The 26,499-nt window shown below is 48.0% G+C and carries 22 protein-coding genes and 1 tRNA gene; 8 read left to right on the top strand and 15 right to left on the bottom strand.

The window, feature by feature from the left end; genetic code table 11:
• Positions 1-2 precede the first annotated feature (2 nt).
• Positions 3-419 carry a septal ring lytic transglycosylase RlpA family protein gene (locus tag H7F15_RS03065; RefSeq protein WP_185195498.1) on the bottom strand — a complete coding sequence of 139 codons (417 nt, stop codon included), beginning with the start codon at positions 417-419 and terminating at the stop codon, positions 3-5.
• 132 nt (positions 420-551) lie between these two features.
• Here H7F15_RS03065 and H7F15_RS03060 point away from each other — a divergent pair, with 132 nt between their 5' ends.
• Positions 552-902 (top strand): DUF3276 family protein, encoded by a 351-nt coding sequence (locus H7F15_RS03060; RefSeq protein WP_185195497.1) that lies wholly within the window; start codon positions 552-554, stop codon positions 900-902.
• Between the two features lie 899 nt (positions 903-1,801).
• On the top strand, positions 1,802-2,899 hold the full coding sequence (gene ychF / locus H7F15_RS03055) for a redox-regulated ATPase YchF (RefSeq protein ID WP_185195496.1): 1,098 nt from the start codon (positions 1,802-1,804) through the stop codon (positions 2,897-2,899).
• Between the two features lie 456 nt (positions 2,900-3,355).
• Here the strand turns inward: ychF and H7F15_RS03050 are convergent, their stop codons facing one another.
• From H7F15_RS03050 to H7F15_RS03025, 6 genes are all read right to left on the bottom strand, one after another.
• Positions 3,356-3,985, bottom strand: coding sequence for a class I SAM-dependent methyltransferase (locus H7F15_RS03050; protein WP_185195495.1), 630 nt, complete (start codon positions 3,983-3,985; stop codon positions 3,356-3,358).
• Positions 3,986-4,382: 397 nt separating this feature from the next.
• Positions 4,383-5,168 carry a hypothetical protein gene (locus H7F15_RS03045; RefSeq protein ID WP_185195494.1) on the bottom strand — a complete coding sequence of 262 codons (786 nt, stop codon included), beginning with the start codon at positions 5,166-5,168 and terminating at the stop codon, positions 4,383-4,385.
• A 63-nt stretch (positions 5,169-5,231) separates the two neighbouring features.
• Positions 5,232-6,536 (bottom strand): DUF5103 domain-containing protein, encoded by a 1,305-nt coding sequence (locus H7F15_RS03040; protein ID WP_185195493.1) that lies wholly within the window; start codon positions 6,534-6,536, stop codon positions 5,232-5,234.
• Between the two features lie 83 nt (positions 6,537-6,619).
• A complete protein-coding gene (locus H7F15_RS03035) occupies positions 6,620-7,057 on the bottom strand; it encodes an OsmC family protein (protein WP_185195492.1) in 438 nt (145 codons plus the stop codon).
• Positions 7,058-7,295: 238 nt separating this feature from the next.
• Entirely contained in the window at positions 7,296-8,651 is a 1,356-nt protein-coding gene (locus tag H7F15_RS03030; RefSeq protein WP_185195491.1) for a PAS domain-containing sensor histidine kinase, read from the bottom strand.
• Positions 8,641-10,026 carry a sigma-54 dependent transcriptional regulator gene (locus H7F15_RS03025; RefSeq protein ID WP_185195490.1) on the bottom strand — a complete coding sequence of 462 codons (1,386 nt, stop codon included), beginning with the start codon at positions 10,024-10,026 and terminating at the stop codon, positions 8,641-8,643. Before H7F15_RS03025 ends, H7F15_RS03030 begins: the two co-directional genes overlap by 11 nt.
• A 353-nt stretch (positions 10,027-10,379) precedes the next feature.
• Here H7F15_RS03025 and H7F15_RS03020 point away from each other — a divergent pair, with 353 nt between their 5' ends.
• From H7F15_RS03020 to H7F15_RS03000, 5 genes are all read left to right on the top strand, one after another.
• On the top strand, positions 10,380-12,782 hold the full coding sequence (locus H7F15_RS03020) for an ABC transporter permease (RefSeq protein WP_185195489.1): 2,403 nt from the start codon (positions 10,380-10,382) through the stop codon (positions 12,780-12,782).
• 158 nt (positions 12,783-12,940) lie between these two features.
• Positions 12,941-13,012: transfer RNA gene (locus H7F15_RS03015), tRNA-Glu, on the top strand.
• Positions 13,013-13,263: 251 nt separating this feature from the next.
• Positions 13,264-14,511 (top strand): site-specific integrase, encoded by a 1,248-nt coding sequence (locus H7F15_RS03010; protein ID WP_185195488.1) that lies wholly within the window; start codon positions 13,264-13,266, stop codon positions 14,509-14,511.
• Positions 14,512-14,611: 100 nt separating this feature from the next.
• Entirely contained in the window at positions 14,612-14,809 is a 198-nt protein-coding gene (locus H7F15_RS03005) for a hypothetical protein (RefSeq protein WP_185195487.1), read from the top strand.
• On the top strand, positions 14,796-15,275 hold the full coding sequence (locus H7F15_RS03000) for a nucleotidyltransferase (RefSeq protein ID WP_185195486.1): 480 nt from the start codon (positions 14,796-14,798) through the stop codon (positions 15,273-15,275). Before H7F15_RS03005 ends, H7F15_RS03000 begins: the two co-directional genes overlap by 14 nt.
• Before the next feature lie 94 nt (positions 15,276-15,369).
• On the opposite strand, the gene H7F15_RS02995 is transcribed toward H7F15_RS03000, so the two are convergent.
• From H7F15_RS02995 to H7F15_RS02975, 5 genes are all read right to left on the bottom strand, one after another.
• Positions 15,370-15,636: a hypothetical protein gene (locus tag H7F15_RS02995; RefSeq protein ID WP_185195485.1), complete on the bottom strand. Its 267-nt coding sequence runs from the start codon at positions 15,634-15,636 to the stop codon at positions 15,370-15,372.
• The gene (locus H7F15_RS02990; protein ID WP_185195484.1) at positions 15,620-16,276 is read right to left on the bottom strand and encodes a hypothetical protein; all 657 of its coding nucleotides are present in this window, start codon (positions 16,274-16,276) and stop codon (positions 15,620-15,622) included. Before H7F15_RS02990 ends, H7F15_RS02995 begins: the two co-directional genes overlap by 17 nt.
• Positions 16,273-17,325: a patatin-like phospholipase family protein gene (locus H7F15_RS02985; protein WP_185195483.1), complete on the bottom strand. Its 1,053-nt coding sequence runs from the start codon at positions 17,323-17,325 to the stop codon at positions 16,273-16,275. The genes H7F15_RS02990 and H7F15_RS02985 overlap by 4 nt, the downstream gene beginning before the upstream one ends.
• 127 nt (positions 17,326-17,452) lie before the next feature.
• On the bottom strand, positions 17,453-17,626 hold the full coding sequence (locus tag H7F15_RS02980; protein ID WP_185195482.1) for a hypothetical protein: 174 nt from the start codon (positions 17,624-17,626) through the stop codon (positions 17,453-17,455).
• A gap of 814 nt (positions 17,627-18,440) precedes the next feature.
• Positions 18,441-18,779 carry a YegP family protein gene (locus H7F15_RS02975; protein ID WP_185195481.1) on the bottom strand — a complete coding sequence of 113 codons (339 nt, stop codon included), beginning with the start codon at positions 18,777-18,779 and terminating at the stop codon, positions 18,441-18,443.
• A 90-nt stretch (positions 18,780-18,869) separates the two neighbouring features.
• Here H7F15_RS02975 and H7F15_RS02970 point away from each other — a divergent pair, with 90 nt between their 5' ends.
• Positions 18,870-19,883, top strand: a complete 1,014-nt coding sequence (locus tag H7F15_RS02970; protein ID WP_185195480.1) for a YafY family protein — start codon at positions 18,870-18,872, stop codon at positions 19,881-19,883.
• A 137-nt stretch (positions 19,884-20,020) separates the two neighbouring features.
• On the opposite strand, the gene H7F15_RS02965 is transcribed toward H7F15_RS02970, so the two are convergent.
• From H7F15_RS02965 to H7F15_RS19590, 3 genes are all read right to left on the bottom strand, one after another.
• On the bottom strand, positions 20,021-20,509 hold the full coding sequence (locus H7F15_RS02965; protein WP_185195479.1) for a RadC family protein: 489 nt from the start codon (positions 20,507-20,509) through the stop codon (positions 20,021-20,023).
• A 1,029-nt stretch (positions 20,510-21,538) separates the two neighbouring features.
• Positions 21,539-22,582: a type IX secretion system membrane protein PorP/SprF gene (locus H7F15_RS02960; RefSeq protein WP_185195478.1), complete on the bottom strand. Its 1,044-nt coding sequence runs from the start codon at positions 22,580-22,582 to the stop codon at positions 21,539-21,541.
• The gene (locus H7F15_RS19590) at positions 22,579-26,415 is read right to left on the bottom strand and encodes a PKD domain-containing protein (protein ID WP_185195477.1); all 3,837 of its coding nucleotides are present in this window, start codon (positions 26,413-26,415) and stop codon (positions 22,579-22,581) included. The genes H7F15_RS02960 and H7F15_RS19590 overlap by 4 nt, the downstream gene beginning before the upstream one ends.
• Positions 26,416-26,499 lie beyond the last annotated feature (84 nt).

Raw genomic sequence — 26,499 nt, 5'->3', positions numbered from 1 at the left:
TGCTATTTTGTTTTATCAGATGTTGTCTCTGAAACGACAAATGGCACGTCTTGTTGCTTTTCCTGCTCCGGATCTATTTCTTTTATAGTTACTTTGGCAATACCAGCCCGGATCAGGTCTATTTCTTTGGCAGCTGCCCGCGACAGGTCGATGATGGTATGACGGTTTTTAGGCATGCGGTCGTTGATCTTTACCACTACCGATTTGCCATTGGCTACATTGGTTACTTCTACCAGCGTATTGAACGGAAGTGTGGGGTGCGCTGCTGTTAACTGCGTTTTATCGTAGCGCTGGCCGCTGGCGGTTCGTTGGCCGTGCATGCGGTCGGCGTAGTAAGTAGCCTTTCCGTTGGCCGTGTAAAGGGTGTTACCCGATGAAAAAGAGAGCAGGAATATTAGTAAAATTGAACATAAATTCATGATTTACTATTTTGGTCCGACGCCAAATATAAGATAAAAATTTAACTTCAATTTTAAATTCAAAAATTTTTATATATCATTTCTATATGTTACTTTTAGGTTCATTAAGTTGAATTTAACGTCTAATAAACGGTGGAAGAGAACAACGAAAAAGCAGAAATTTATTCCCAAAGAGTAAGAGCCGGGAAAAGAACGTATTTCTTTGATGTGAAATCAACTCGCTCAAACGACTTTTATGTGACCATCACAGAAAGCAAAAGAAAGTTCAAAGACGAGACCTTCTCTTACGAGAAACACAAGATCTTCCTTTACAAAGAAGACTTCGTGAAATTTATGGAAGCACTGCAGGGCACGATCGATCACGTTAAATCCGAATTGCTGACAGAAGAAGCCTTAGCTGCCCTGGAAGCCGCTGAAACCGCAGAACCAACTGCCGAACTAACCGCCGACGCAACTTTTGATGAAGAACTGAAGTGGGAATAATCGCTCCTACTGTCTTAAAATACTTAAAAAGCCTGCAGCTAATCCTGCAGGCTTTTTTGTTTACCTCACCCCAGCCCTCTCCTTTTATCGAGGGCCCCCACCCCCAAAACAGGAAAGGGAGATTTGTAAGAATCAGGATTTACAGGATTACAGGATTTTCAGGATTTAGGCTGTGGCTATAGTTGGGCTATAGTTCAATAATTGCGGTTGGTCAAACCACCCCAACCCCTCCTTATCCAAGGAGGGGAACTCTGCTACTACTATAGATTCAGCCATAGTTCTATAGTTACAGACCATGAGTAGGACAGGTTTACCTGTACCCACGGAATTACAACCACGAGAAAAACAGATATGCTCTAACCAAGAAACAAATAGAAACTATAGTTTAAGCTGAAGCTATCGAGCTTGATTTCAGTCTTTGGGTTGAGCGCCTTGTAGATTTCCGGTGCTGAAAGCATTGCGACGTCAGGAGCAAAGGAAATATACACCGCGCGATGCCCGAAGACGGGGCCTCCCGGCCTCAGAGGTAGCCAAGCAAACTATAAAACTATAGGTCGTAGAGCTCCCAGGAATAAAAGCGGCTATGAAAGAAAAGGCTTGTGTCGAATAGTAGGCAACGTCAACTTTAGAACTATAACCCTTGAGCATCAACTATAGGCTGAGATAGATTTCTACTTGCGTCGAAATGACAACTATTAAAACTATAGGCCATATAAGATCCCTCGACTTCGCTCGGGATGACAATATCGACAACTATAGGAAACATAAGATACCTCAGTGACGCTCGACAGGACGAAACAAAACGACACCTTCCTCCTACTCCAACACTTTATCATCAACTATAAACCAATCCACAAAAAATCGTATCTTTGCCCCCTGAAATTAAGAACTATAGATACATGGGATTAAGATGCGGCATCGTGGGCTTGCCAAACGTAGGTAAGTCAACTTTATTTAACGCTATTTCTAACGCCAAGGCAGAATCTGCCAACTACCCTTTCTGTACCATTGAGCCGAACGTGGGCGTAATTACCGTGCCCGATGAGCGCCTGCAGATACTGGAAGAACTGGTGCACCCGGAGCGCGTGCTGCCAACTGTCATTGAGTTTGTAGACATTGCCGGTCTGGTGAAAGGTGCGAGCAAAGGTGAAGGTCTAGGTAACAAGTTTTTGGCAAATATCCGTGAAGTAGATGCCATTATACACGTAGTGCGCTGCTTCGACGACCCGAACATTGTACACGTGGCCGGCAAAGTAGACCCAGTTTCTGATAAAGAGATCATTGACACAGAGTTGCAGCTGAAAGACCTGGAGTCGATTGAGAAGATGATGCTGAAAGTGCAGCGCTCGGCCAAAGCTGGCGATGCCAAAGCGAAGAAAGAGCTGGCAACCCTTGAGAAATATAAGTCACACCTGGAGCAGGGCTTTAACGCGCGTAGCTTAGATGTAACGGACGAAGAGAAGGAAACGGTTAGAGACCTGAACCTGCTGACAGAGAAGCCGGTGGTGTATGCGGCCAACGTGGACGAAGAATCTATTAATACCGGTAACCAGTTCTCGAAGGCGCTGGAAGAACATGTGAAGAACGAGAACGCGCAGGTAGTGTTGATCTCTGCCTCTATCGAAGCGCAGATTGCCGAACTGACCGATGAAGAAGAAAAGGAAATGTTCCTGGCAGAGTATGGCCTGAAAGAATCTGGTCTGAGCAAGCTGATCAAGGCATCTTATAGTTTGCTGAACCTGATCACTTACTTTACGGCTGGTGTAAAAGAAGTACGTGCCTGGACCATCGGTAAAGGCTGGAAAGCCCCACAGGCAGCCGGTGTCATTCACACTGATTTTGAGAAAGGTTTTATTCGTGCTGAAGTTATCAAACTGAAAGATTACCAGGAATACAAAACCGAAGCCAAGATTAAGGAAGCTGGTAAAATGGCCGTAGAAGGTAAAGACTATGTGGTGCAGGACGGCGATATCATGCACTTCCGCTTTAACGTGTAGTTTCTACATTTTAGATATAGAAAAGGGCAGCCATTCAGCTGCCCTTTCTTGTTATTGTCTGAACCGGGATTCACAGGATTAAAAGATTTTCAGGATTTAAGTTATGCTATAGTTTGAGCTATAGTTTATTGTTGCTTCAGCAAGATACTTCGCTGGCGCAGGTTTGTAACCCGTGCCTTATGATGGTGTTGAGTTTGTAACTCAACTGGCCCGGTAGGGACAAGCACAACAATGACGCTGGCTATAGTTGATAGTGGGCATTTGCCTGAATCAGGAATTTCAGGATTTAAGAATTTTCAGGATTTTAGTCTTTGCTATTGTTTGAGCTGGTATAGTTTTATAGCTACCGTTTGTCATCCCCCTACCCCCTTCAAAGGGGGACTTTCTGCTACAGTTATAATTTGAGCTATAGTTATATAGTTACAGTTTATTGCGCGGCCAAGTCGCGACCTGGCCCTACAATTTCTGTAGCAGAAGCGTTAAAATTCGTGGTACCTGTGTTCTGTCGCCGTCATCGAAGTGCTCATCCAAATTAGCAACTATAAAACCATGCTGTTTGGCCGCTTGTGTGAAGTCGGAGATGTGGTGGGTGTAACATTCCAATACCTGCCGTCCTTCTGCTGAATCGAAGCGGGCTTTGCTGCCGGTGTATTGCTTAAACGGGTGCAGCTCTCCGATGTAAACATAACCACCTGTTTGTAATACTTCTGCAGCCTGTCTGAAACTATGGTTCAGGTTCTCGATGTGTTCCAGTACCAGGCTAAACGTAACCAGATCATAGTTCCCTTCTGTAAAAGTCCAGCTTTTGGTGATGTCGGCCTGTTTGAACTGAACTATAGGAGATGTGATTTTTTGCTTCGCTTTTGCCAGCATCTCTTCCGAAAAATCAACAGCTGTAACATGAGCTGCTTTTTCCTGAAGCCAAACTGTATTCTTGCCGGTTCCGCAGCCGATTTCCAAAACCCGCTCAAATGCTATAGTTGCCAGTATAGCTCGTAGCGCAGTTCCTTCCAGGTCGCGGGTGCGGTTATAGTTGGTGTCATATTGCGCTGCCCAACTGTTATAGGCTTTTTGGATGTTGGACATTATAAGGTTATTGATAACGGCTTGGCTAAGGCACGTTTATGTGCTTTAGGTCTTGTTATGGACTGTTTTTATACTTGTTCAAACCTACTGAGTCCTACCGAACTTTTTTGTGCCCCCTATTTTCTTACTCTTTATCAAAAGTCCAAAAGGTTTCTTTGTTGTAGTTAAGCAAGCAAGTATAGCTTTCAAGCATAACATTACCCATAACTAAATATCTAACGTTGAACTTCTTAACAAACTTCCTATATTCTCTTGAGGGCATTCGAGGTGCTGTGCCCGAACAATTCAATTCATATGCTCCCGCATCAAAATTAAGAAAAGTTTCATTTTACGCTTAGTAGGTACAATTCATATTCTTAATCAACTTTACTTGTAAAATCATCATGATAAAAATAATCTAATTTCTTAATTCTATTACTTCAATATTATCGACATAGATGTATGCTCCCGCACTTAATTTGTTAACACTTATCCCTTTTACAGGAGACGCTGCAGCCACTTGTTTGTTACTAAATGCATCCCCAAATAACCCTAGCGTTAAGAATTTTTCACCACCATTAGCTGTATAAATGAATGTAACTTCATGCCAGTTACCCTTATCTTTGAGTTTATCATAAGCTAGAGGTATACTTCCTGAACTGCGTGAAATAACATTTTTATGCTTTACCTTATTTTCACTTTTCTCTCCTTTTGATCCTTCATTATCTTCTGAAAATTTATAGCCTAAGACTTCACAGAAGTATGCTGAAACTTCAGCCCAACTGATCTGCATAGTTACTCGGTATTTTATACCTCTAATTAAAGTATGCTGAAGCTGTCCTTGTATGTACTCTCTATACATGGGGTAATCAATCATAAATAAGATTATGCCGGCGTAACTTTCTCCCGAATATGCAATTTGTGTACCCATAATATTTTGGGGTACACCCATATTATGGAAAGCATTATCACAGTTCTTGTAAAAGTCAGGAGTTGAATAATTGGGAATTGTCCAGCCCTCACATAGCTCTATTTTTCCCGCCTCTCTAGGGCAGTCTGTACTGATTTCAAAGTCTCCGTTCAATAATAAATTCTGACTTTGAATTTGCAAAGCACACAAGAAACATATGAGAGTTACAAAGTACTTCTTATTGCTATACATACTATCCCTTGATACTTTCCTTGATAATTTAAAATACCACATAACTATAGTATAAACCACAACATACGCTTATCTGCACTATATGCGTAATTTGAAATTATTCGCTTAACGTCTCCTGTTAAACAAGATCTCTTCATACCCAATTAACAGATCCGCGCGGGAACCAGGTGGGCGGTAGTAGATCAGGATGTCGTAGGAGTTTTCGGTTTCGAAGTGGCTGCCTTCGTAGTAACTATAGTCTATGGTATTGCCTTTCTGCAGCGCGTACTGGTAATTGTAGTAGCCCTGTTTCAGAAGCAACTTGCCACTATAAGCCTGCCGCTCGGGGTTGTACTTCATGCGGGCTTCCGGGGATAGTTTCCAATCGGTAAGGGAACCTAAAATGTAAACCTGCCCGGCTGGCTCTTCAGGGGCTTCCAGCTCAAAATCAACCCACGTGTAATCTGCGTTTATGTCGCCGTTGCCGTACTCGAGGTTATTGATGATCATCTTGCCATTGATGTCCGGTTCCTGGCTGTAAACTTCAGCAGAGCGGTTCTTATCTATTTGCAGGAACACTTCTACAGGGTTTGCCTCTGTGTTCACGTTGCTTACGCCAATGCCGTTGTAGCGCACGCTGCGGGTATCAAACGGACGGTACTCGGCAAGGCCCAGGAAATTATCCTTTGGCTCGAAGAACACGTACTCCAGGCGCTTCAGATGGTCGCGCACAAAGGTTGGCGACGGGATGAATTTGGCATTGTCCCAGCGGTGGTTCTGGCGCAGTACAGCTTTCACTTCCATGGCCGGGTTTACCAGTTCGTAGTCTTTGTAAAACACGTTAAACTCTACCGGCTGCCTTGTTTCGCGGCCCGACGGCCCGGCAGGCAAGCCCAGTTTTGCGGTAACAGTGGTCAGGTTCTGGTACACCATCATGCGGCGCGTCAGCAGCAGGTTGCCACCTTCTTCACGCACTTCCAGCACATAGTTGCCACTCAATTTCACGCGCGGCACCCGGAAACGGTAATGCACATACGGCACGCGGGTGTTTACTGAGTTTTGTGCATCAGTTATAAAGAACTCGTTAAACTCGTTCAGGTACTGCGTTTCGTTCAGGTTAGAGGGCGTCCAGTTATAGTTGCAGTGTATCAGTTTGGCCACCAGGCGCTGTGTTCCCACATTCAGCCTGTCGAACTCCAGTACAAGGGGCCTTCCCTGCTGCAGGTTCGTTACGGCCGGCTCCAGCACTTCTTCGGGCACACCGGTTGCCTGGTAAAACTGCACCGACTTTATGCCTTCGTTATAAATAAAATCTTCGTACCGGATCTGGCTTTGATGGCTGGTGCTGCTTTGGGCCTGCTCTTCGAGAGGCACGCAGCCTGTCAGCAGGGTTAAACCAAGTATAAAAGCAGAGATGGACTTTTTGAACATATGTTTGAGAATGCAACTATAGGTAAGCCTGTATTGCAGTGGTTTTACATGACGAATATACCGAAAACAGCGCCAGAAGCAAACTATAGTTCAGGCACAAGCTCCGTCTGGATCATGAGGCCAGTCTGCAGTGTTTTCTGGACCGGGCACTTAGCAGAAATGGATTCGAGGCGAAGGCGTTGTTCGGGCGTCAGGTTGCCTATTAAACGGAGCTTCTTGGTGATCTGTGATATTCTGGCAGCTTTGTCGTCGCAGTGTTCGCAATCGGTGGCGTAAACGCGTTCGTGGACAAGCGTAACTTCGGCGCGCTGCAGGGGCCATTGCTTTCGTTTGGCGTACATATGCAGCGTTATAACCGTGCAGGCCCCCAAGGCGCTCATAATGTAATCGTATGGCGTCGGGCCGGTGTCAAGCCCCTGTTCAATGCCGGTCTCATCAATTATAAATTGCTGATCGCCCATTTGTATGTTGGCCACAAAGCCATTGGGTACTTCGGCGCTAACGGTTACGGTTCTGCTCATAGTGGTGCGGTTTTACACTCCTATACGCAGTTGCGCAGAACTATAGTTAAGTTAAACTCCTTCGCAAACAATACTAAGTCGCTGTTCCGGATATCCGTGTCAGGAACTATAGCTGTTGCAGACATCCTTGTCCGCGTTATTGGTAACATAGGGACATCCATGTCCCCGGCAGATTGCTTTCGTACATGGATGTCCGAAAGAGCGGTGAGATATGAACTATAGCAAACTATAGCGGTGCTTAAAAATTAAGTGTAAAGACAGTACCCTCGCCAAGTTTAGAATTTACAGCAATGTTGCCCTGGTGCAAACGCATGATCTGTCGGGATAAGCTCAGGCCAATACCGGAGCCGGTCTTTTTGGTGGTATAAAACGGGATAAAGATCTTCTGCATGGCTTCTTCAGTCATGCCCTGGCCATTGTCGCAAACTAAAAGCCGGGCGCGGCTGCGCTCATCCAGGTAAGCCTGTAGTTTTATAGTGGCATGTTCTTTTTCGTGCAGGGCTTCCATGGCGTTCTTCACCAGGTTTATCAGCACCTGCTCCACCATCCCGCGGTCCGCCGACAGCAGGATGTCCTCAGACGGTATCTCCACTTTCAGTTGCACATGGTTATTTGCCAGTTGCTCGCGCAGCAGCATCTTGATTTCGCAGAACAGCTCTCCTACTTTAAACACCGTTTTTTGCGGCACCGAGATAGTGGTCAGGTTACGGAAGTCGTTCACAAATTTTATCAGGCTATCGGAGCGGCGACTTATAGTTTGCAGGCAGCGGCCCACATCATCCAGCTCTTCGCGCAAAATGGTTACTTCTTCGGCTTCGGTATCTGTATAGCTGCTTATCTCTTCGGAGGCACTGGCAGAAAGCGAAGCGATTGGCGTAACGGAATTCATGATCTCGTGTGTGAGCACCTTGATCAGGTTGTGCCAGGCTTCCATCTCCTTTTCTTCCAGCTCGCGCTGTATGTTCTGGATAGAGGCCAGCCGCACGCGGTCGCCCAGCAGTGATAGTTCGATGACATGCACCGTTAAATTGGCCTGTTCGCCGCCATGCCGCACCGGCACCAAAACCTTATCGCCGTGCTCCAGTTGTTGCAGCCCCAACGCCAGTTCCGGACTTACTTTCTGCAGTTCGCTTATGGTATTTGCCTGCGTTAAATGCACCAGTTTTTTGGCGGCATTGTTCAGCATCAGTATCTCGCCGTCGGGTTTATAGGTGATGATGCCAATGCCAATGTGCTGCACGATCACTTCAAAGTAATGCAGATGGGCTTCCTTTTCGGCACGCACTTCCCGGAACTTCTCCATCACATCGTTTAACCCACGTGTCAGTTCGTCCTGTACTTTTCCTTCGCCGGTTACGTTAAACTGCTCGGTAAAGTCATCGTATTTTATGGAGTTCAGAAAGCGCAGGAACTGCCGGTTGGTACGCTCGTGAAACTGTATCAGCAGAAAAACCTGCAGCAGGATTAAAGCCAGCAGGCCCGTAAATGTGGCACCGTAGGCTGACGATGGCCCAACTATAGCCAATGCATAGATAGATGCCGCCAACAGCAGCAGGCGCAACACCAGCTGTAGCCTGTAGTTCTTAAAGCGCATACTTTTCCAGTCTTCGGTAAAGCGCCCCGCGCGACAAACCTAATTCCTTGGCTGCTTTCGAGATGTTGCCGTCGTGTTTGTCCAATGCCCGCTGCACGGCTTCGCGCTCCAGGTCGTCCAGTTTCACGGCATCGTTTGCAGTTGCAGCTATAATTTGGGGCGCTTCCGTTTCGGCTAAAAAGAAAAAGTCGTCGGCCTGCAGTTCACGGTTGTCGCTCATAATGGATGCCCGCTCCAACACGTGCTGTAGTTCGCGCACATTGCCCGGCCAACTATAGCGGCGCAACTTTGCCAAACCGGAATCTGACAACCGTTTTAAAGGCTGCTTGTACTTGCGGGCATAGATGCTTAAAAAGTGCTCGGCAAAAAGCGGAATATCATCCAGCCGGTTGCGCAAAGGTGGCAGGTTGAGTTCTACGGTGTTTATGCGGTACAGCAAATCCTGGCGAAATTCGTTACGCTGCACCATCTCTTTCAGCGGCATGTTGGTGGCACATATCAGGCGCACATTCACCGGTATCGGTTTGTTGATACCTACCCGTATCACTTCACGGCGCTGCAGCACAGTCAGCAGTTTTGCCTGCATAGCCAGCGATAAATTACCGATTTCATCCAGGAATAATGTGCCGCCATTTGCCGCTTCTATCCTGCCAATTCTATCTTCTTTAGCATCGGTAAACGCGCCTTTTTTATGGCCAAACAGCTCACTCTCGAACAAGGATTCGGTGATAGCGCCCATATCTACGGTTACAAACACTTTATCGGCACGGGAGGAGCGCTGGTGTATAGTTCGGGCAATTACTTCTTTACCGGTTCCGTTCTCGCCCAGCAGCAATACATCGGCATCGGTTTTGGCTACTTTATCTATGATCGAAAACAGCTGCTGCATAGGTTGACTGTTACCCATAATGATGTCGGTCGAAGGGTTAAGCTCCGCCGAAAGGGTGCGGTTTACTTCTTTCAGCTGAGTTACTTCTTTGTAGGAGTTGCGCAGTTTTGCCGCCGCCGAAAGTGTGGCGATCAGCTTTTCGTTTTGCCATGGTTTCAGCACAAAGTCGGTAGCACCTTCCTTTACTGCCCGCACCGCCATTTCCACATCGCCAAACGCCGTGATCATAATCACCACCGCCGATGGATCATATTTCAGGATCTCCTGCAGCCAGTAAAAGCCCTCCTGCCCGCTGGTAATGTCCTGGCTATAGTTCATGTCCAGCAGAATGATGTCGAACTCATAGTTTGAAAGCAGGAACGGGATCTTCTTTGGGTTCTTCTCCATTACTACTTCTTTGGCATATTTGCGCAGCAGCATTTTAGCAGAGAAAAGCACATCTTCGTTATCGTCGATTACCAGGATGCGGCCCAGGTTATTTTCCATAGTTGGCGGGGTTATAGTTTACAGGTCACAGTAAAATATTGTGCCAGGCTTATACTTATGTAATTTATGGGAAATTTACCGGAAAAAGTAGTACCTGCTGTCCATGCATGGACAAAAAGTGTCCGCAGATGGACACTGTTCCGGACTATAGTTTAGGAAATTGATCCGGGAAGCCGCTTTTATAGTTTTGGCACACTGCTTGGCATTATCAGAATCAGGATTTATGGATTTTCAAGATTAAAGAGTAAACTATAATACCTGCCGATCCAAAACCACTAACAACTAACAACCAATAACTAATAACTAACAACTAACAACCAATAACTAACAACTAAGCCTCCAACTATAAAACTATGTTTAAGATCTACTTTCTCACCGCCTTTCGCTCGTTGCTCCGTAACAAGAGCTACAGCATCCTGAACATTGCCGGACTGGCACTGGGCATTACCTGCAGCATTTTGCTTTTCCTGGTCATACAATACCAGCTCAGCTACGATAACTTTCATACCAAAGCCGAAAAGATTTACAGGTTTGTCGTTACATTTCCGGTAAACGGTTTTAACACACCTGCCTCCCATTTCCCGTTGGCCGCCAACCTCCGTAGTAACGGAAACTTAGGCTTTGAAGCCATCACGCAGATAAAGGGTGATATGGGTGCCCAGATCAATATTCCATCAAACACGGTGGGCACAGGCAGGAAATTCCTGGTCGACGAGAACATCGGGTTTGTAGAACCGAGCTTTTTTGATGTCTTTGATTTTAACACAGGCCCTATAAATGTAAAGTCGCAATTTGCAAATCCTAACGTCGTGATACTGACACAATCACTTGCAGATAAATATTTCCCGGGACAGAATGCAGTTGGCAAAGTGATCAGGTACAATAACCAGTATATCCTGAAGGTGGTTTCTGTGATGCCGGATATGCCGGGCAATACCGAATTCCCATTTGTAATGCTCGTATCTTACGAAACCATCCGGAAAACCCTGCCAACCGACTGGGGGAACCTATCGAGCGACCACCAGACATTTGTGGTGCTGCCAGACAACATGTCGCCAACTACAGCCGAAACAGCAGTCAACCAATTTGTGAAGCAGCATGTAGAACGTGAAAGCCCGGGCCACAACATGCAGTACCTGCTGCAGCCCTTAAAAGACATCCACTACAATACCAGCTTTTTCGGGGCATTTGCGCAAACCCCTATTTCCAAAGAGCTGATCTGGGCGATGGCTATAGTTGGCATTGTATTGCTACTTACGGCTTGTATCAACTTTATAAACCTTGCAACGGCACAGGCAATCAGACGCGCCAAAGAAGTTGGTGTGCGCAAGGTAATGGGCAGCAGCCGCACCCAACTGGTTATCCAGTTTCTGTGCGAAACCCTTTTGATTGTATTATGCGCTACTTTCCTTTCTGTTATTCTCACGGAGCTTGCATTACCACACCTCAACACACTGCTTGATCTCAAGATAAGCTTCAGTTTGTTTGATGATCAGGTACTGCTGCTTTTCCTTGTACTTCAAACCTTGCTGGTCACACTTTTCGCCGGATTTTATCCTGCCTTTGTGTTGTCTAACTTCCAGCCTATTACAGCTTTGCGCAGCCGCATGAGCGTACAACGTTTTGGTGGAATATCGTTACGCCAGGTGTTAGTGGTGATGCAGTTTACTATTTGCCAGGTACTCATTATTTGCACCCTACTGGTGAATGAGCAGATGAACTACTTCCGGAGCAAGTCTTTAGGGTTTAACAAGGAAGCAGTCATCACCGTCTTTTTACCCCGAAATACAGGCTATAAAATTCAGCCGCTGCGCCAGGAATTATTAAATAACCCAGCTATCAAGGAAATCAGTTTCGGCTCTGACGCCCCTTCTTCCGGCAACATCAGCTATGGCAACTTTTACTTTAACCATGCAGCAAAAGATGAAGATTTTCAGACACACAAAAAGTTTGTAGACCCCTATTACTTTAGTTTGTATGATATGAAGTTTCTGGCCGGCAAAGGCTACCCGAGTGGCGATTCCATCCACTACATGGTGATCAACGATACGATGCGCCGCAAACTTGGGCTTAAAACGCCAGAAGATGCGTTAGGCAAACATTTATCGCTGGGCGACAAACGGTATGCAGGAACTATAGTTGGTGTGGTAGCCGATTTTCACCAGGCATCGCTTGCATCGCCCATAGAACCGATCATTATGACCAAAAACCCGGAAGCGTACAGTGTTATCTCGGTCAAAATAGACATGAGCCAGCAGAAGGAAGCACTCCAACATTTAGAGAAAGTCTGGGAAAAGGTTTATCCGGATGACGTATTTAACTATGAATACCTGGATGCAACTATAGCCGAGTTTTACCAGGATGAAGCCAGACAAAACACGCTCTTCAAACTATTCTCTTTGATTGCGATTTTCATTGGCTGTATCGGCTTATATGGTTTGGTGGCCTTTATGGCAGCGCAGCGCACCAAGGAAGTCGGTATCCGCAAAGTATTAGGCGCTTCTACCTTCAGCATCACCGTATTATTCTCTAAAGAGTTTGTAAAACTTGTATTGGTGGCCTTTGTCATAGCTGTGCCCATAGCCTACTACCTGATAAATACCTGGCTGCAGGACTTTACCTACCGCATCACATTAGGATATGGCGCCTTTATAGTGGCTGGCATTTTAACCCTGGTAATCGCTTTAATTACGATGAGCATCCAGGCAATAAAGGCTGCCATGGCCAATCCGGTACTATCCTTAAAGAGCGAATAACTATAGCTGTTTGCCCGAAATTAGCCACCTTGATCAGGTGGCTAATTTTTTTACTACTGATTTGCAGAGGCTTATAAATGAACAGGCAAAAAATCAAATACTGTTGTTTGCAGATTAAAAACACTCTCCTATCTTTGCACCCGCAATACAGCAAGAACGGTCCGTTCGTCTAGGGGTTAGGACTCCAGATTTTCATTCTGGCAACAGGGGTTCGATTCCCCTACGGACTACAAGTTATCATACTAAAATCAGCAAAAAGCCTGCAAATCAAATATTTGCAGGCTTTTTGCATTTTTGGCACTACCGAATTATTCGGCATCTCCCGATAAAAAGGGGCGTGATTCGGTGCGTCATTTTAAGCTACTTTCTCAACTCACCGAATCTATCGTAACCCATTGTATTTCAAGCTGTACAGGGCCTGTACATCTTGATTTCAGCTGGCTGCAAGGCTAATTTTATTAACCTTTAAAGCCATACTGCCATGAGCAAACGCATCCGAATTATCTTTTACCTGAAAAAACAAAGAAACTACACGACTGGCCCCGTACCCATCTACCTGCGCATCACCGTTGCCGGAAAGCGGGCAGAGCTCTCCACTGCCAGGCAGTGCGATCCCCTACGGTGGAACTCCTGTGCCGGAAGGGCCACCGGCACAAGGGAAACGGTGCTCTCGCTGAACGCCTACCTGGACACGCTCCAGCAGAACATATTCGAAGCCCACCGCCAGTTACTGGAACAAGGAAAAGCAGTTTCGGCAGAAAAAGTAAAACGAGCATACCTGGGCAAGCAGGAAAAAACCAGCACAATCGTTGAAGTTCTGGAAACGCACAACCAGCGCGTGGAGACCCTGCTGGGCTCCGGGTACTCACCCGCTACCCTGAAAGGCTATAAAACCTCCCTGCACCACATAAAGGATTTTCTATTAAGTAAGTACGGGATAAAGGACCTGGACCTGAAACAGGTGGACTACGGCTTTGTCTCTGACTATGACTTTTATTTGCGTAGTACCTGCAGGTGCTCCAACAACTCCACACTAAAGTACATCAAGCTGCTTAAGAAAGTAATCAGGGAGTGCCTGCACCAGGGCCTGCTGGATCGGAACCCCTTCCTGCACTACAAAGGAAAGGTAAAGCAGCTGGAGCGGGTCTACCTGACAGAAGAAGAGCTAAAGAAAATAGCAGCCAAGGAGATGGTTACCGAGCGGCTAAGCCAGGTCAGGGACATCTTCCTGTTCTGCTGCCTGACAGGCCTTGCCTACACCGACGTGCAACAACTAGCCAAGGAAAACATTATAAAGGGAGTGGACGGAGAAACGTGGCTCTCTGTACAGCGACAGAAGACCGGCACCCCCACCCGCCTGCCCCTGCTGCCTGCTGCTAGAATAATACTGGACAGGTACCAGCAGCACCCCCAGTGCCTGTACAAGAACAGGTTGCTACCCGTGCTGAGCAACCAGAAAATGAACGCTTACCTGAAAGAAATCATGGACGTGTGCGGCATCAACAAGGCCGTCACCTTCCACACCGCCCGCCATACCTTTGCCACCACCGTCACCCTTTTAAACGGGGTGCCCATGGAGAGCGTGTGCAAAATGCTCGGCCATACTTCCATCAAAACCACACAGCACTACGCCAAGGTGCTGGACCTGAAGCTGAGCCAGGACATGCTAGTGCTTCGAAACAAGTATGTCCCAGAGATGGCAGTGAATGCTGCCATCCCTTCCCCATAGCCAGTGATGTGTATAAGTGAAAGCAACAAGGTGTCTTTAAATTTAGTATATTTGTATAGGGCAGTATTGTTCATGCCCTAAACAAATATACATTGTCCTTATGCGCATACAGGCTGTTGTCCGAAAGGGCCCGATGAAGGAAATAGACGAGCAGGAGGACCTGCGCTACTGGCTTAGCCGCTCCCCCAAAGAGCGGATAGAAGCGCTTACCTTCATCGTATCCCAATACCTGAAGCCAGGTCAGCGGCTTGATAAAACCGCTGTTTCCAAAAGAAAACTTTCAAATGGTCTTAGCTAAGGATTTCGAAGAATTTATCCGAACACTTAACGAGCATGGAGTGGAGTACATGGTGGTGGGCGGTTATGCCCTTGCCTTTCATGGCAGGCCACGCCACACCGGTGACCTGGACATCTGGATAGACGTCTCAGAAGAAAATGCAAGCCGCATGCTACAAGTGCTCGGGGAATTTGGCTTGGCTTCCCTTGGCTTTGAAAAAGATGATTTCCTAAAGGAAGGGTATGTCACCCAGATCGGCTATCCTCCGCTTCGCATTGATATTCTTAACACCATTGATGGCGTCAGCTTTAAGGATGCCTACCAAAGCAAAGAACTGGTCAACCTGGATGGACTACAGGTGGCCTACATTGGCCTGCGTGATTTTATTAAAAATAAGGAGGCTGTTGGTAGGGCCCGCGACCTGAGTGATATCAAAGAAATTCAAGCAAAACCAGTTCACAAGCGTAGCAGAGGAAAAAAGATTTAACATCACGAGTTCTGAAAAATCATCACAAGCCACGAAGTTAACCATAGAAAAAGCAATAGCCTGAAAGAATATGCAGGCTATTGCTTTTATACTACTACAGCAGTGCCAGCAGTCTGATTGTCAGAGCGCCGAATTTTTCAGCATTCTGCTTTAGTTTTAGGATTTGTTCATTGCGGCTTGTGGCCGAATTCACCAAAGTCATTAGCTCCCGCACCTTCTGCTGGTCAGCTTCCTTAGGAAACAATGCCTCTATTTGTGCTACTGGTACCTGGGTTAGTTTAGAAATAACCTCCCGATACTCTTCATCCGTTTGCAGCTTGGCACGCAGTGCCGCAGCTGCATATTTATTTGGTTTTGCCATCTTTTACTTCGTTTAATTTTTCTTTAAAGTCTTCCAACAGGACAGGTATATCTTCTGCTTTCGCTCCCGCCTGCAGCATCTTCTCCATCACCTTGTTCATTTTATCGAGTGGAATTAGGGTATCAACATTGACACGGAGCTGCCGCTGCAGCTCTTCCCTTGTCTGAACCACATCTGCGGCGGAACCCAGGTATGCCGTGAGCGCCTGGTTGGTCTGTAGCATCTGTTGGTAATGCGCTTCAATACTGGTACGGATCAGCTTGTCCATCTCATCCACTGCCTGCATCATCACGGCCCGCTCCTGGTAAATCACGGGCAGTGCCGCCACTGCAAACTCAAGGATCTCAGCCCCTTTCGCTTCATCAGTGTTTGCTGCCTGAATATTATGAAGCACACCCGACTCCCGCACAAACCTGCCTGTAAAAGCGGGAATGTACTCTTCCTCCAGGAACCGGTCCACTTCAGCCTTCCGCATAGCAGTGTATTGATCAAGCAACTGCAGGTGCGACTGCCGGGAATGAACGATCATCTGCGAAAGCTCTCCACTTAACGTGACCGTGGCTCTGGGAACAGACACACAGCTTGTCAGCAGCAGCATGCTTAGTGCCATACTGAATAGAAAAACCTGCTTCCTTTTCATCCTGCTGCTGTGGTTTGCTGTAAAACTTCATATTCCACCGGATCAGTACCTGCCAGCAACACGTCCACAATACGGTCCAGTTCAGCAGCACAGTTCTGTGCAGTTTCAACCCCTACTTCCACCAGAGCCTGGATGTTAGCGGCAGTGGCATTATCCATGTCCAGACTGGCATTCCCCATCCAGGCAGGCTGAATCCTAACGTAGTTTGCTTCATTGCCCCCCGCAGAGAACATTTTGGAAAGGTGGTAATCCGTCGTTTCCGAAGCACCTGCCATCATGATATCGATTACCGGACGGATCCACCCGATCGCTCCCCAATCCTTTGCTTCCGTATAATCGTATGGCGTATGCATACTGCCGGTACCAAGGGATACAAGGAACATATCCTTGGCGCTTGGATTACCCATTGCGTTTCGCACTTCGGAATAAGCACATAAAGCCGGGTTGTTGGCAAAAACGCCACCATCCACCAGGGAGTAAGGTACTCCGCTGCAGGAACGCACCATGGCCGTTTCAAAATAAGTCGGCGCCGCAGAAGTGGCACGGCAGACATCGCGCACAAGAAAGTCTGCGCCAGCGCCGAGCTTATTACTATCGTGCTGGGCAAAGAAGTGGGCTGCTCTCCTCTCCGTATCATAAGCAGGAATCAGGCATGGCTTTAAAAGCTGGCTTAGCCTTAATTCCCCGAAATAGCGCTCAAGTAATTCTTCAAGAGCAGAAGCATTGTATTTTTCGTCAAACGTCCCAAAGCCCGACTGGAGCTGCTGCCACAGCGTGACATCGAAGATGTCCTTTCCATAATGCACATAAAGGTCTACTGCCTCCTGGGCAGAAAAACGGGCCTTTGTCGGATCTAGCTCGGAAGGACATAAACTGATGCAGGTCAGGATTCCACCGGTACTGGTACCGGCAAAAAAGTCAAAATAATCGGCTAAGCGGGCATCCGAATTACCAGACCGGTGCTGCAGTTTTTCCTCAAGTGCCACCAGCACCTGGCCTGGGATAATACCGCGTATGCCGCCGCCATCAATAGATAGAATTCTTTTCATGTTACTATGTCTAAAAGTTGAAAATGTAGTCCTTCCCATAAATCGCATTTCGACAGGAAAGACCGTGTTTATTCTTTGTAAAGTGCAGGGTCAAACACCATAAAAATTGTATCTGACCCCGCTCACCTTACCTTTCTTTGCGCACCCCCTTGAAAGGTTTGCCATCGGATTTCTGGTCCATGAAGCGACCAGTCTCCGTGTCCCGCTTTACCCAGCGCTCTGTCTGTGGGTTGAAAGTCTGGGAGCGCTTTCTTACAGCGCCATTTCTGTGGCCGTCCCCGGCCGGTCTATTAGTAGCCATATACTAATGGGTTTTAGATAAATTGAAGTACCAAATATCAAACAGCCCTGCTTGGCGCATGCCGAACCTATGGGCAAAGGAGCCCCTGGCATCGCTGCAATGCATGCGTTGCTAAAGAATCAGGCAAGAAAAGGACACGAGCAGAAGTAGGTAGGCCTGAACCAAGTATAGTTCCTCCCTTTCGGATCTCCTCTGTCCTTGCACTATTTGTTGGCACCACCTGCCACCTGGGCAAAGGCACCAACCAGATCTTAAAATGCGTTCCTCTTATATTACCATGTGCATAAACTTATTCCATGTCTGGTTTAAAGGAGGTACAGACAATTGACCTGTGGTGAATTTGGCTCACCACAACCTGATTGTGATTATTAGTAGCCGGGTGGGATAGCTGGCCAGGCCGTAGAAGAGTTGGGTATTGCAGGTAGTAACTTTTTCATTACTTTTGCGTTCCCAAACAAGCATGTTTGATTTCCCCAGCATCTGGTAAATGCTGGCCCCAGTAGAACCGGCTGTCTATGTCCCATAGATAAGCTGGTTTTTTTTATTTGGTTAGCGCCAACAAAAGCCGGACCAAATCCAAATTTATCTCTATATATTAATTTTAACCTTTTCTAAATCTTCATTCCTGACAGATTAGCAGAAACTCCGGACATTTCACCTTTAACATGTCACTGACGGTGTGGCAGATGAAATTAAATCCACTCTATACATAGGAGCCGTACCACTAGAAACTGCTGGAAGTAAGCATTTGAACGAACGTGCTGATTCATTCCAAGCTTTCGTCTAAATCTTATTTGCTCACTTCTAAAAGGAATTAAGAAAGATCTTCAACAGGTGCCGCCGGTGCATCCCTTTTTACTGCAGCAATGCCATTCTCACGTGCAGCCCTTGTCGTATAGTTCTCACTCCTACCTATTATCTCGCCATTAGCTGCTTTCAGGTTGAATGTAAAATTGGTAACTCCGTCCCTCCTCACGTAGCGGAAATCATAAGGGGCATTGGCCTTAACAGAGCCTATGCCGTTCAGGCATGCCTGTTTTGTTAAATAACCTTCACCACTCAGGATGATTTCTGTATTAACAGCGCGGAGCCTAAAGTAATATTGATTGTTGTAGGTGCTCTTAAACACCTGAAACTTTGGATAATTTGCCATAGAATATCTTTTTTATCAAATATAGGAAAGATGGACGCAATCTATTTGCGTTCATCAATAAATTTGTAAATTGCTGTAAAATAAATTTTTATGCCGCAGAATAAACATGCTCTCGTGCGCATGCGGGTAATTGACGAGTGCCTAAGAAGTAAGACTAAAAAGTATTGGTCCAAAGCTGAACTGATTCAACGGATCAGCGAAACAAAGGACATCGATATAAGCGAAAGAAGCCTGGATTACGACCTATACCAGATGCGTCACTGCTCGCAGTTGAATTACAATGCCCCCATCGCGTATTCAAAAAAGGAGAATGGCTACTACTACACGGATCCTAATTACTCTATAGGAAACTTTCCACTAAACGAGGTAGAGCTGCAGGCTCTGGCTGCAGCCGTTGATACGTTAAGCCAGTACAAGCATATAGCCGTCTTCAATGAATTTGCCGCAACCGTGGACAAGGTGATCAACCTTGTGCAACAAATCAGCTTTGAAAGGCCGGCAAAAGGGTTGAAATTTATTGATTTTGAAAGGGCTCCCTATGCCAAGGGAAAAGAGTTCCTTGATCCCCTGATAGCTGCGACCAGGAACAAGTCACCTATTCTACTCTCTTACTTAAAGTTTGATGATACGCTTCCCAAGGAAAGAACTGTAAGCCCTTACCTGCTCAAAGAGTATCGGAACAGATGGTATCTGGTCGGCCTGCAACACGAGACCAATAATCTTCGAAAGTTTGCCCTGGACCGAATCCACAGTCTTCGTCCCGCTGAAGGAGAAGTGTACATCCATTCCGAAGGATTTGAACCGGAGCTGTATTTCAAAAATACCATTGGAATCTCACTGGAAGATGGCAAGGTGGAACAAATCGTCTTGTCCTTTACTCCTCATGACGGCCATTATGTAAAGACCCAGCATCTGCACCAGTCACAGGAGACGCTAATTGATGACGACCACGAACTGAGGATCAAGCTAAGAGTTGTGATCAATTACGAGCTAATTGCAACGATCTTAAGCTTTGGAAAAAATGTAAAGGTCTTAGCGCCGGAAGCATTAAGACAAGAGATGCTGAACATTTTTGAAGAGTGTCGTGGGATGTATCAGTCTTGATAGGTTGCAGGATGGAAACTTGTGGGCCTTAACAAATTATGGAGAAGATATGAATCTTAATAAAAGATATCTAATAAGTTTTGAAAGCTTCAGCCACTCCGCCTTCCCAGTTCCTAAAGAATGAACAAAAAGAAGGGCTATAAAAGCCCTTCATCTGCCAGTGAATAATAGCTTTCGCTGGTGAGGATGAGGTGGTCCAGCACGGCGATGTCGAGTACCTCCCCGGCCTGCTTCATCTTCTTTGTTAATGCCAGGTCTGCTGCGCTTGGTTTGGTATTGCCCGATGGATGGTTGTGACACAGAACAATAGCTGAAGCACAGGCTTTCAAGGCAGCTACAAAGACCAGCTTGGGATCCGCTACGGTGCCAGCTACTCCGCCGGTGGAGAGTTCGTAGATACCCAGCGCCCGGTTGGCCCTGTTCAGCAAGAGTACCTTGAACTGCTCGACAAACTCTAGCCTGCCTGTGTCCCAGGTTTCTTTCAGGATGCGGTAGCTGTCAGCAGAGCTGGTCACCTGAGGTCTGTCGGATGGTTTTACTTTGGATCGGTAGGTAAGTTTTACTTCGGCCGCTTTGCTAAGTGGTGCTGCTTTTGTCGTTGCTGATCTTTTGGCTGCCTTTTCCATAATCGTAGTTTTTTAGTGAAAGGAATTGATTATGGTGCCCCACCTGCCCTGGGACCGGACTAAGGGAAAGGTGGAGCCAAAGAAAATGCGGAGGGCTCCCTTCAGGGATACCCATTTTGTTTGGACTACCTTGGCGAGAGCGTACCCGTGTCCGGTCCCAGGGCTACCTTTGCAGCAGAATAAATGACCCCGCACTTTTGCGTTGCTGTATCTTCCAATAATAAGCACTTTAGAACAGGCTTGCTTATCCCCATCTTGTTGCTTTTGACCCACTATTGCCAAGCTTCAGCAGACCCCAAGATTGTATTTTATGAATGTATCCAGGCAGGATTGATTCATATTACTAACAGCGTGTAAATGTGCGTATCTGATAATGAAAGGGAAATAGGGTCCTGGTGAAGTGTGGTCATGAAAAAGAAAAAGCGCCGAGTTCCGAGGCAGGATTCAGCGGTCCTGACCAGGCGGGTAGGACCATTTTTGTATACAAAAATACATCTTGCTCGTGCCCGCCCTAGCACGCCACTACACCTTTATTTATCTATCCTAGACCAGATATTTTTTATTGGTTGATGCACTATCGGATAAAGGTTTTTATAGAAAAATTTTACAATTGAAAGTAGGGACCTGATAGGAATACTAAAGCAAATGTCTCAAATCCAGTAAGCCATAAGCGTTCAACTGATTTTTGCACTTTTAAAAATTCGAATTAGAGGAAAATCACCAACTATAAACAAAAAGCCCCCGGTTGATGCTGGGGGTTGGGGTAAGATTCTAGCGCGAAGCCGCTACGGTTCAGCCGCCGCAGGGAATCAATGAACTTCAAAAACGAAACGGTAACAGGCGTGAGGAGTACCTCAGGCCGGCAAGCGAAGGCAAAAGCAAGGCCGAGCGAGAGCGAGTTTGTATAGCCTTGCTTTTGCCGGAGTGAAGTCCAGCCGAGGACACGCACGAACCCCGCTCCTCCCACAGATCCTATTCTGCTAAATAATAAGGCTTTGAAACATACTAAACAAATCCTAGGCTTACTTTTTACCAGAAATCCGACGGGCTGAAGACCCTGTCGCGGTTGTGCAGGAACAGGCCGATCACTACTTCGTGGCTGCCCCGTCCATAGCGGCTCATGCCGGTTGCGGCCACATCGTACGCATAGCCTACCTGCACCAGGTTTTTAATATTGATGCCTGCCAGGGCCACAAACGATTCCTGTTCGCGGTACGAGCCACCCAGCCATAGTTTATCATCAAGCAGCAGCTTTACGTTCACATCGGCGGTAAGTGGTGCCGGACTGGCATACTTTACCAGCACCGAAGGAAGTAGCGATACTTTTGGCGACAGATAGACCTTGTAGCCTCCCATCAGGGAATGGTGTGCCCGCGAGCGGGCGTCGTTCTCCGTAGTTCCCTTGTCCCAGAAGTGGCGCGAGAGCTCGTCCTGTAACAGCTGGGCGCTGGCGAAGCCTGCATAAAACCGCTCCGAGTAAAGCAGCATGCCGGCGGCTATAGTTGGTTTTGCCTGGTTATAGTAGCTGCCTAAAAAAGCCGGGTCATTCGGGTTGGTCAGTTCCAGGGCCGCTTCATCCACCTGGTAAAGCGCAAAGCCTGCCGTCATGCCAGCCGATAGTTTCAGCGAGCGGGATACCGGCAGGTGGTAGGCATAACTCAGGCCCACATCGGTACGCTGCAGTACGCCGGCCTTGTCCCGAACTATAGCCAGCCCCGCCCCATGGTGCGGCAAGGCATGGAGTACATCTTTTGTTCTATAGTTCTGGCGCAGCGATTTGCTGCCGGTGCGCTCGCGGTATGGGAAAGACGTAGGCGTATTGCTGCGGTTCATCTTGCCCAGAGGCGTGTGGGCAGTCAGGTAAAAGGATTCCGGGGCACCCTCCACCCCGCTCCACTGGCTGCGGTAACCGGTCTTCAGTTCGCCATAGTTCTCTGATCCGGCAAGAGCGGGATTGATAAGGTAACCATTCAGCATGTACTGGCTAAAATGGCTGAGTTGCTGCGCACTTACAGTGGTCCAACTATAGCAAAACAGAAAAAGGAGCAGCGAAAGTAGTTTGCTTGTTTTCATCGCAGGATGGTAATAGCGCCGGTAAAGGCTTTTCTTCCTTTTTTAGTATCGATCACGTAGTAATAGGCGCCATCGGGCAGCGGGGAGCCGTTGCGGGTTCCGTCCCAGGGCGTGCCGGGCCCCTGCCATTCGTGCACTTTAGCACCCCAGCGGTTAAAGATTTCTATGCGGACAGCCGGATAATCCTCTATGCCTTCGATCAGCCAGACATCGTTGATGCCATCGCCATTAGGAGAGATGCCGTTCGGGATCTTCAGCTTTTTGAGTACCTGCACGGTTACCTGGTCGGTGCTCTGGCAGCCTTCTGCCGAGGTGGCCGTCAGCATATAGGTGATAGTTTCGGTCGGGAAAGCCAGCGGGCGGGCCAGGCTGGCATTGTCCAGCGTAGCAGCCGATGACCACAGCAAGGTTCCTTCGCCACTTCCCTGCAGGGTAATAGATTCGCCTTCGATGATCTGCAGGTCCGGTCCGGCATCCACTACAGGCACCGGGCCAAAGCGCAGCTCGACTTCATCCCAGGCTTCGGTGCAGGGGCTGTTGCGCACCGTCCAGAGCAGCTTGTAGGTCTCCCCCATCCGGCCACTGAACGTAGCGCGCGGGTTATGCATATCCGAGAACTGCCCGCCCGTTCCGTTCAGGATCGACCAGGTGCCGGTGCCGGTTGCCGGCGTGTTGGCAGCAAGTGTAGTGCTGGTAGTACCACAGACGGGCAGCTGGTCTGGGCCGGCCTGGGCCACTGGCAGGGGTTGTATAACTATAGTTTTCTCTATCACATCTTTGCACCCGTCGGTAGTAGTAACCTGTAGCTTTACTTTATAGCTTTTAGCCTGGCTGTAGCGGTAGCGCGGGTGCTGGTCAGTGCTTGTCTTGCCATCCCCAAAGCTCCAGAACCAGGATTCTATCTGGCCGACGGGAATCGTACTTTCATCCCGGAAGTTCACTTCATCCGAAATACAGGCCTGTACCGGCGAGAAAGCAGCCGTTGGTTTGGCATACACCGTTACGAGCTCCGTACTGCTGTGCTGGCAGCCCTTGTCAGTGGTGACGGTAAGCGTGACCGGGTAGGTGCCTGACGCAGCGTAAGTATACTGCGGGTTAGCTGAAGTGGAAGTGCCCTCGCCATCCCCAAAATTCCAGTGATGGCCCACGATGCGGCCGCTTGCTACCGTTGAGGTATTCTTGAATACAATGGCTTCCCCGTCACATACATTACCGGCCTGGAACTCCGCTACGGGCTCCGGGTTAACAGTAATGGTTTTGGTCACGATGCTTTCACAGATAATACCCGAATAAGCTTTCAGCGTGACCTGGTACGTGGCCGCTCTTTCATAGGTATGCTTTGGGTGTTGCTCCGAGCTGGTGGTACCATCGCCAAAATCCCATTCCCAGCGCACGATGCGGCCAAAAGGCACAGTAGAGGCATCAGTAAACTGCACCCCTTGCTGCTGGCAGAACTGCGCCGCCGAGAAATCAGCTTTCGGGTAGGCCCCACTTACCACATACTTTACTTCAATTGTTTCTGAGCAGCCTTTGTCGGAAGTGGCAGTCAGGCGCACGGTGTATTCTTTTTCGGCGGTGTAGCGATGACGCGGGTTTACTTCCGTAGATGTTTTCCCGTCGCCAAACTCCCACAGGTAGGTCATGGTACCAGAGGCAATGGTGGACTTGTTGACAAACTGCGCTTCATCCAGGATGCACACATCCGGCAATTCCATGGCTACAACTGGTTTTGGGTTGATCACCACTGGCTTTGTGATGGCTGTCTGGCAGCCAGTAGCAAAGGTCAGCGTGAGCGTAACCTGGTAGGTGTTGGGTGTCGAAAACGTGTGCTCCGGGTGTTGCAGCGTGCTGGTTGTGTTGTCGCCAAAGTCCCAGTGCCAGCCGGTGATCGCATCGGTGGTAGCGGTAGATTTATCGGTAAAGGAAATGCGGTTGTTTTCGCAGTTGCCGGCAACTATAAAATCCAGGACAGGGGCCGGAGCCACCACCACTTTACGTTTGACTTCATTCAGGCACCCGCCTCTGTTCTTCACTTGCAAGGTAACCTGATATTCTTTTGCCTCAGTATAGGTTTTGCGTGGATGCTGTTCTGTACTGGTAGTGCCATCGCCAAAGTCCCATAGCCATTCGGTTGGCAGGGAGTTTTCATTTGCAGCTGTTGTCTTATCTTCAAAAAGGATGGCCTGGCTCATACACTCCTGGGTAGCGGCAAATGCAGCCTCAGGGTAAGCATAGACCGTAACCGTAGCCACCGATACATCCAGTGAATTACAGTCTTCCTGGTTATCCCGCAGCGTGGTCAGGGTAACAGTATAGGTGCCGGGTTTGTCATAAGTATAAGTTGGTTTGGGCAATGTGGACGTGGTCCCATCCCCAAAGTCCCAATGCCAGCTCAGGGGCTCATATCCGGTAAAACCGCTGAAAGTAACTGGTTCCCCGTCACAATACGCGTACTTGTCCAGGGTCATGTGCTGGGCCATGTTCTTCATACTGCTCCCGGCAATGTACCCATACGACTCATACTGTCCGAACCCGTAGGCCATGGCTAAAAAACCGACGTCTGCTTTCAGATGATGGCTTCCTTCTGTTACATCCAGCACGGCATAGGCATAGTCCGGATTGTTTTCGGCTGGTATGAAAGTGATCGGTTTCCCATCCAGGCGGAAGCTTTCCACCCCTTCTTTAGGTATCACCACATCCAGGTAATGCTTGGTGATGGTGTTATTGGGCGTGGAATAAACGGTCACTTCTGAAATGGTCTGCTCCAGGGCCGGGAAAATGATCATCTCCGGATCCCCGTCATAACCGCTCCAGTCACAGTCGTTGGTGCGGATGTAAAGCGCTACCGTGATGGGCTTATCGGCCGTGATGTAATAGGGGTGCCCGGAAAAGTATTCGTGGTACTCACCGGCATTCAGGGTGATGGGAGCACCGCCGTTGATGGAAACCTTCGTGTTGTCTTCGGCAGGCATGATCCGGAACAGGTCTCCCAACCGCGATTTGATCGGGGCCGTCATGTAGGTCTTCCCCCAGGCACTGACCGGGTAGAGCTGCGCATACAGGTTATCGCCTGTAGAAGCATACGGGCAGCCTATCCTGGAAATGTCGCTCCCTGAAAACACAGCGATACGCTTGCAATCTTCTCCATTTGCGCTGATGGATTCTACCCTGGAGCCGGTCAAATCCTGGCGCGACTGCACCTGGTAGGCTTGTCCCCGCATCAGGGTCACTTCAAAGGGCACTCCCTTCGGCTGGTTCCCGATCGTAAGCTGGCTTGGCGTGATCTGAATGGTAGTGTTGTCTTCTGCGGCCACTACGGTAAAGCCGGTTTTAGGCCGGTAGCCGGCCATGCCGCCTAATAGTCCTTCAAAGCCGCGGGTAATCACCACATACTCGCGGCCCAGCGTGCTGGTGGGCAGCACCAGGGTAGAGCCGCCGATTTGCTCCGGCATATCATAGGCAATTCCTTTTCCGAAGATGTGCGCATGCACCACCACCGGGTCCTTTGTTACAACCTGTATGCCCCGGTTCTCCACCACTTCTGAAGTACCCAGGTAGGCATCGGGCGGGATGGTGACAATGGTAACCTCATTAGGAGCCACAGTGAAGTCGGAACTGTAATTCTGCCCCGGTATAGTGACCGTACCCGTTGTAGAATGGGGAGAAGAAATGTAGAGCAGCATCTTCGACTCTGTCCCGAACTGATGTGCCGTATAGGCGATCCAGAAATCAGTCCCCTCGTTGGAAGCTGGCTGGGCAGAAACGCGTGATGCAAGGGAGAGAAACAGGAGTAGGAGTACTCCAACATGTGTAAGGGTAAAGTGTGTTTTCAAGGCTAATAGTCGAAGTAGTATTGGTATCAGATATAGTCCATGACACAATTAAAATTTGAAGTAGAGAAAGTAATCTGTGTACTT

This window comes from Pontibacter sp. Tf4 (genome assembly GCF_014212495.1).
GTDB lineage: Bacteria > Bacteroidota > Bacteroidia > Cytophagales > Hymenobacteraceae > Pontibacter.
Note: the sequence above shows the minus strand (reverse complement) of the source record. Positions and strands in the feature narration are given on the sequence as shown.

Excerpts from the sequence above, each read along its gene's own strand:
- H7F15_RS03065 (WP_185195498.1), bottom strand. The coding sequence starts at position 419 with ATGAATTTATGTTCAATTTTACTAATATTCCTGCTCTCTTTTTCATCG.
- ychF (WP_185195496.1), top strand. The coding sequence starts at position 1,802 with ATGGGATTAAGATGCGGCATCGTGGGCTTGCCAAACGTAGGTAAGTCA.
- H7F15_RS03050 (WP_185195495.1), bottom strand. The coding sequence starts at position 3,985 with ATGTCCAACATCCAAAAAGCCTATAACAGTTGGGCAGCGCAATATGAC.
- H7F15_RS03045 (WP_185195494.1), bottom strand. The coding sequence starts at position 5,168 with ATGTGGTATTTTAAATTATCAAGGAAAGTATCAAGGGATAGTATGTAT.
- H7F15_RS03040 (WP_185195493.1), bottom strand. The coding sequence starts at position 6,536 with ATGTTCAAAAAGTCCATCTCTGCTTTTATACTTGGTTTAACCCTGCTG.
- H7F15_RS03035 (WP_185195492.1), bottom strand. The coding sequence starts at position 7,057 with ATGAGCAGAACCGTAACCGTTAGCGCCGAAGTACCCAATGGCTTTGTG.
- H7F15_RS03030 (WP_185195491.1), bottom strand. The coding sequence starts at position 8,651 with ATGCGCTTTAAGAACTACAGGCTACAGCTGGTGTTGCGCCTGCTGCTG.
- H7F15_RS03025 (WP_185195490.1), bottom strand. The coding sequence starts at position 10,026 with ATGGAAAATAACCTGGGCCGCATCCTGGTAATCGACGATAACGAAGAT.
- H7F15_RS03020 (WP_185195489.1), top strand. The coding sequence starts at position 10,380 with ATGTTTAAGATCTACTTTCTCACCGCCTTTCGCTCGTTGCTCCGTAAC.
- H7F15_RS03010 (WP_185195488.1), top strand. The coding sequence starts at position 13,264 with ATGAGCAAACGCATCCGAATTATCTTTTACCTGAAAAAACAAAGAAAC.
- H7F15_RS03005 (WP_185195487.1), top strand. The coding sequence starts at position 14,612 with ATGCGCATACAGGCTGTTGTCCGAAAGGGCCCGATGAAGGAAATAGAC.
- H7F15_RS03000 (WP_185195486.1), top strand. The coding sequence starts at position 14,796 with ATGGTCTTAGCTAAGGATTTCGAAGAATTTATCCGAACACTTAACGAG.
- H7F15_RS02995 (WP_185195485.1), bottom strand. The coding sequence starts at position 15,636 with ATGGCAAAACCAAATAAATATGCAGCTGCGGCACTGCGTGCCAAGCTG.
- H7F15_RS02990 (WP_185195484.1), bottom strand. The coding sequence starts at position 16,276 with ATGAAAAGGAAGCAGGTTTTTCTATTCAGTATGGCACTAAGCATGCTG.
- H7F15_RS02985 (WP_185195483.1), bottom strand. The coding sequence starts at position 17,325 with ATGAAAAGAATTCTATCTATTGATGGCGGCGGCATACGCGGTATTATC.
- H7F15_RS02980 (WP_185195482.1), bottom strand. The coding sequence starts at position 17,626 with ATGGCTACTAATAGACCGGCCGGGGACGGCCACAGAAATGGCGCTGTA.
- H7F15_RS02975 (WP_185195481.1), bottom strand. The coding sequence starts at position 18,779 with ATGGCAAATTATCCAAAGTTTCAGGTGTTTAAGAGCACCTACAACAAT.
- H7F15_RS02970 (WP_185195480.1), top strand. The coding sequence starts at position 18,870 with ATGCCGCAGAATAAACATGCTCTCGTGCGCATGCGGGTAATTGACGAG.
- H7F15_RS02965 (WP_185195479.1), bottom strand. The coding sequence starts at position 20,509 with ATGGAAAAGGCAGCCAAAAGATCAGCAACGACAAAAGCAGCACCACTT.
- H7F15_RS02960 (WP_185195478.1), bottom strand. The coding sequence starts at position 22,582 with ATGAAAACAAGCAAACTACTTTCGCTGCTCCTTTTTCTGTTTTGCTAT.